This window comes from Muribaculum sp., from assembly GCF_029051885.1.
Lineage (GTDB): Bacteria > Bacteroidota > Bacteroidia > Bacteroidales > Muribaculaceae > Muribaculum.
Map to the genome: position 1 here is coordinate 1 of NZ_JAIDKI010000207.1, position 4874 is coordinate 4874.

Sequence of the window (4874 nt, forward strand, 5' to 3'; positions counted from 1 at the left end):
CAGAAAAATAATATATATACTTACTATTGCTGCCGGACTGTTTGTGACGTCATGTGATGATTTCCTTGATGAACGTCCGCAGTCAGTGGCCTCGGCTGCCAATTTCTATAAGTCAGACAGCGATATCGAGAATGCTGTCAATGCGTGTTATGCAACGTTGCAGGCATCGCAGCTCTATCGCGATTTTATGATTACCATGACCGAGACCCGTTCGGATAATATCGAGGACCAGAATCCGGGCGGTAATGCCGGTCGCGATTATAATATCGATAAGTTTGCAGCCGGAGCCGACAATGCCGCTATTACTTCTATGTGGCAGTATAGCTATAATGCCATTATGCGTTGTAATGCGGTACTCGATAACATAGGAGTATGCACTAATGCTTCACTCAGACAGCGTTATGAGGGGGAGGCGAGGTTTCTGAGAGGTCTGATGTATTTCAACCTCGTGCGTTTCTATGGCGCTGTGCCTATTGTGCGCACTCAGATTACCGTAGCGCAGTCGATTGCAAGTTCGCGCGATGATGTAAGCAGTGTATATGGCTTTATCGAGGAGGATTTTAAGGCTGCTTCAACATTGCTGCCGATGCGGTATTCGGATTCAGAAAGAGGACGTGCTACATCCGGCGCCGCGTTGGGTATGCTGGCTAAGGTGTACCTTACTCAGGCAAGATGGGGCGATTGTGTGACAATAATCGAACGACTTTTGTCGGCGGAGTATTCCGGAGTATATGGACTTCTTCCAGATGTGGCCGATGTCTTTAAGGTAGAGAATAAACTTAATGAAGAGCTGATGTTTGTAGTTCATTACTCTAAGTCCATTGTTGGTGAGGGGCATGGTTTCAATCAGTATTTCGGCAATGCATCGTTCCTGGATGCCAATCTAAAGAATGGATATGATGACGACGATGCACGTAAGGGACTGCTTGAGCCTGTCGTTATTGATAAAACGACTACACCGTTTGTCAAATTCTATGACACATATGACCCTACTACAAAGAATGTAGGTTATGACCAGGCAATTCTCCGTTATGCAGATGTGCTGCTTATGTATGCCGAGGCGCTGAATGAAGTCAGGTTTGATGCCTCGTCGACGAGCAAGGCTCTGGAGTATCTCAATATGGTGCGCGACAGAAGCGGCGCGACACTGTACCTGTCGACCGATTTAACGAGTCAGGATGCTTTCCGTAAGGCAGTGCTGCATGAACGTCGCCTTGAATTCCCTCTGGAGATGCATCGGTGGTTCGATCTTATAAGAACGAATACAGCGGAGGAAGCTATGGCGAAAGTAGGGATGAATATTACCAAGGACGACTATCTTTACCCGATACCAAAATCGGAAATGGAGTTGTGTCCTAACTTCTATCAGAATCCGGGCTATTCCGATAAGTAATCTATAACGTAATCATATCGGGGGGAGCTTTATTGAATAAGGTTCCCCTTGTTTTTAAAAAAATAAAGATGAAAAGACATTTGATATCAATAATACTGTTGTTTTGTGGAGTGGTTAATTTTGTGTCGGCACAGTCAAGGGCTGACAGCCTGATGGCCGCTCTCAGCGATGATAAGTCAGAAAAAGTATTTGTAGTGTCACACCGTGGCGACTGGCGCAATGCTCCTGAGAATTCTTTGCAGGCAATACAGAACTGCATAGATATGGGTGTGGATATGGTGGAAATCGATCTTAAAAAGACAAAGGACGGTCATCTGATACTGATGCATGACAAACTTATCGACCGCACTACCACCGGTAAAGGACTCCCTCAGGACTATACACTGAGCGAAATCAAAGAACTGTGGCTGAGAAATGGTGCAGGACACAAAACCCAGCACAAGGTGCCTACACTTGAGGAGGCTATGTTGATAGCCAAAGGACGTATACTTGTGAATATTGACAAGGGCTATGATTACTTTGACGAAGTATATGATGTTCTGAAAAAGACGGGCACACTGAATCAGTGTATAATCAAGTCGGAGAAGGCCTACGATGTGGTTCGTACTGAAAAACCTGCTGCTCTGGAGAATATGAAGTTTATGCCTGTCGTGAAACTGTGGTCAGAGAAAGCCGGAGATATTATAGCCGGTTACCAGCGCAATTATGCTCCGGAGTTTTATGAGTTGGTGTTTGATAGCGTTGACAATGATGTGATGTCGCACATAGAAAATATAAGGAAAAGCGGAGGAAAAATTTTTATCAATACTCTGTGGCCGGAGTTGTGTGGCGGTCATCATGATGACCGTGCCGTGGAGCTTGGCGAACCGGATCAAAGCTGGGGATGGATAATCGGGTGCGGCGCCCGGTTGATACAGACCGACCGGCCCGGTATGTTGCTTGAGTATTTGCGGGAAAAGGGATTGCATGAATAATGCTGTGGAAGGATATGTTTAAGAAAATTATAGATTTCTACCGTATTAGCGCGCCTGAATCCGAGGCTGTATCAAGGCATGACAACCGCTTTAAACGTCTGCAATGGTCTACGTTTCTGTCGGCGACACTTGGCTATGGGCTGTATTATGTGTGTCGTCTGAGCCTGAATGTCGTAAAGAAGCCGATTGTCGACGAAGGGATCTTTTCGGAAATTGAGCTTGGCATAATCGGGTCGGTACTATTCTTTACTTATGCTGTAGGTAAGTTTTGCAACGGTTTCTTAGCTGACAGAAGCAATATATGCAGATTTATGTCGACAGGCCTGTTGGTGTCGGCGATTGTCAATATATGCCTCGGTTTTACCGGTTCGTTTGTGCTGTTTATGATACTCTGGGGTATCAATGGCTGGGTACAGTCAATGGGGGCTGCTCCGTGTGTGGTATCGCTGTCCCGATGGTTTCCGGCAAAAAATCGCGGGTCATTTTATGGATTCTGGTCGGCAAGCCATAATATTGGTGAGGCGTTTACATTTATTGTGGTCGCTTCTGTCGTCAGCGCTATGGGATGGCGTTATGGCTTTGTTGGAGCCGGAGTAATCGGACTGATTGGAGCCGTTGTGATTGCAGCATTTGTCTATGATACCCCCGAGAGCCAGGGATATGCACCGGTTGAGAACGACATAAAGGCCAAAGATGAGGGTTGTGAGGATTTCAATTCGGCGCAGAAGATGGTATTGCGTATGCCTGCTATATGGATTTTAGCTTTTGCAAGTGCATTCATGTATATAAGCCGATATGCAGTAAACAGCTGGGGCGTGTTTTTCTTGCAGGCCGAGAAGGGTTATGATACAATAGATGCAAGTTTTATAATATCCATTAGTTCAGTCTGCGGTATTGTCGGCACGGTATTTTCAGGATTGATTTCTGACCGTTTTTTCAGAGGTAGCAGAAATGTGCCGGCTTTGATATTCGGTATCCTTAATGTGGTTGCATTGTCAATGTTCCTTCTGATTCCCGGGCGCCATTTCTGGGTCGATGTTTTGTCGATGATAATGTTCGGACTTGGTATCGGTGTGTTGATATGCTTCCTCGGCGGTCTTATGGCTGTGGATATAGCTCCTAAAAAAGCCTCCGGGGCGGCTTTGGGAGTAGTAGGGATAGCATCGTATATAGGAGCGGCGCTTCAGGATATTATGAACGGTGTGCTTATTGAGAACAACAAGACGCTGACGGAAAGCGGCTGTGTATATGATTTTACCAGCGTGGGATATTTCTGGATAGGTGCCGCCATGTTATCTGTTCTGCTTACTCTGTGTGTGTGGAACGCCAAGAAATGTGACTGAAAGTCTATATAAGCGGATACTCGACGAGGTATAGATATCTGATATACAAGTGCGGCGTAGCATCAATAGTGTGGATGCTGCGCCGCGCTTTGTCAGTCTGCAATATGTATTTGACTGAGTGACAGATGTGGTGGATAGATAACAACAAGTAATTATATTTGATGTGGAGCGATGCTCACGCATGGCTGTTGTGACGGGACGATAAGTAGAGGTCCCGATTTTTTTGGAATACTTTTTCTATATAGTAATTTGTCATATTTGTGGTGCATGCAGGGATGTCGCCACTGATACATGCCTATGACTTGTGACAAGCTGAGAAATAAGAGTTGTCAAAGCAGATTGATGCCGGCGTCTTTGCATGCGTCGATCTGTGGCTGTGGCCAGATTGATGCCTGTACTTCTCCGATATGCGCTTTCTGCAGGATGAACATACAGAGCCGGCTTTGGCCGATGCCTCCACCTATAGAGTAGGGGAGCTGTCCGTCAAGGAGGGCCTGATGGAAACGGAGCTTGCTACGGTCGGAACATCCGCGCTTTTCAAGTTGCTCACGAAGTGACTCCGGACTTACGCGTATACCCATCGAAGAGAGTTCAAATGACGTTTCAAGTACCGGATTCCAGAGTATGAGATCTCCGTTCAGTCCGGTATAACCATCGGAGTTAGGTGTAATCCAGTCGTCATAATCCGGAGCTCTTCCGTCGTGAGGCTCGCCGTTGCTCAGTTCGTTTCCGATACCAATCAGGAATATAGCTCCGTATTCTTTGGCGGCTGCGTCCTCGCGTTGGCGTGGAGTCAAGTCGGGATAGCGCTGCAGCAGCTCTTCGGTGTGGATGAATGTCAGTTCTTCAGGAAGTACTGGGGTGATATGGGGGAACTGACGGTATATGCGGTCTTCAATAAGCCGTACTACATCGTAAATTTTTGTTACGGTGTCTTTCAGATAATTGAGATTGCGATCCTTGGGCGAGATTGTTTTCTCCCAGTCCCATTGGTCGACATACAGAGAGTGGGTGTTGTCGAGGTCCTCAAATGTGCGGATTGCATTCATGTCGGTGTACAATCCGAATCCGGGGGCAATATCGTATGCTCCATTATTGGCGCGAATCAAATTAGCCAGGGAGTGGAGGTCGGGGGCTTTGGATGCGGTGGCTGATACAGCTCTG

General features: G+C 46.6%; 4 protein-coding genes. 3 read left to right on the plus strand and 1 reads right to left on the minus strand.

Translation table 11 applies throughout. The annotated features are described in order from the left end of the window. From K2I50_RS08695 to K2I50_RS08705, 3 genes are all read left to right on the plus strand, one after another. A partial coding sequence (locus K2I50_RS08695; protein WP_367279099.1) for a RagB/SusD family nutrient uptake outer membrane protein occupies positions 1–1393 on the plus strand: 1393 nt, incomplete at its 5' end. A 68-nt stretch (positions 1394–1461) separates the two neighbouring features. Next, on the plus strand, positions 1462–2367 hold the full coding sequence (locus K2I50_RS08700) for a glycerophosphodiester phosphodiesterase family protein (RefSeq protein ID WP_301025928.1): 906 nt from the start codon (positions 1462–1464) through the stop codon (positions 2365–2367). A gap of 14 nt (positions 2368–2381) precedes the next feature. Continuing rightward, positions 2382–3710, plus strand: coding sequence for an MFS transporter (locus K2I50_RS08705; RefSeq protein WP_301025929.1), 1329 nt, complete (start codon positions 2382–2384; stop codon positions 3708–3710). Positions 3711–4039: 329 nt separating this feature from the next. On the opposite strand, the gene asnA is transcribed toward K2I50_RS08705, so the two are convergent. Next, the coding region (gene asnA, locus K2I50_RS08710; RefSeq protein ID WP_301025930.1) for an aspartate--ammonia ligase at positions 4040–4874 on the minus strand (835 nt) is incomplete at its 5' end.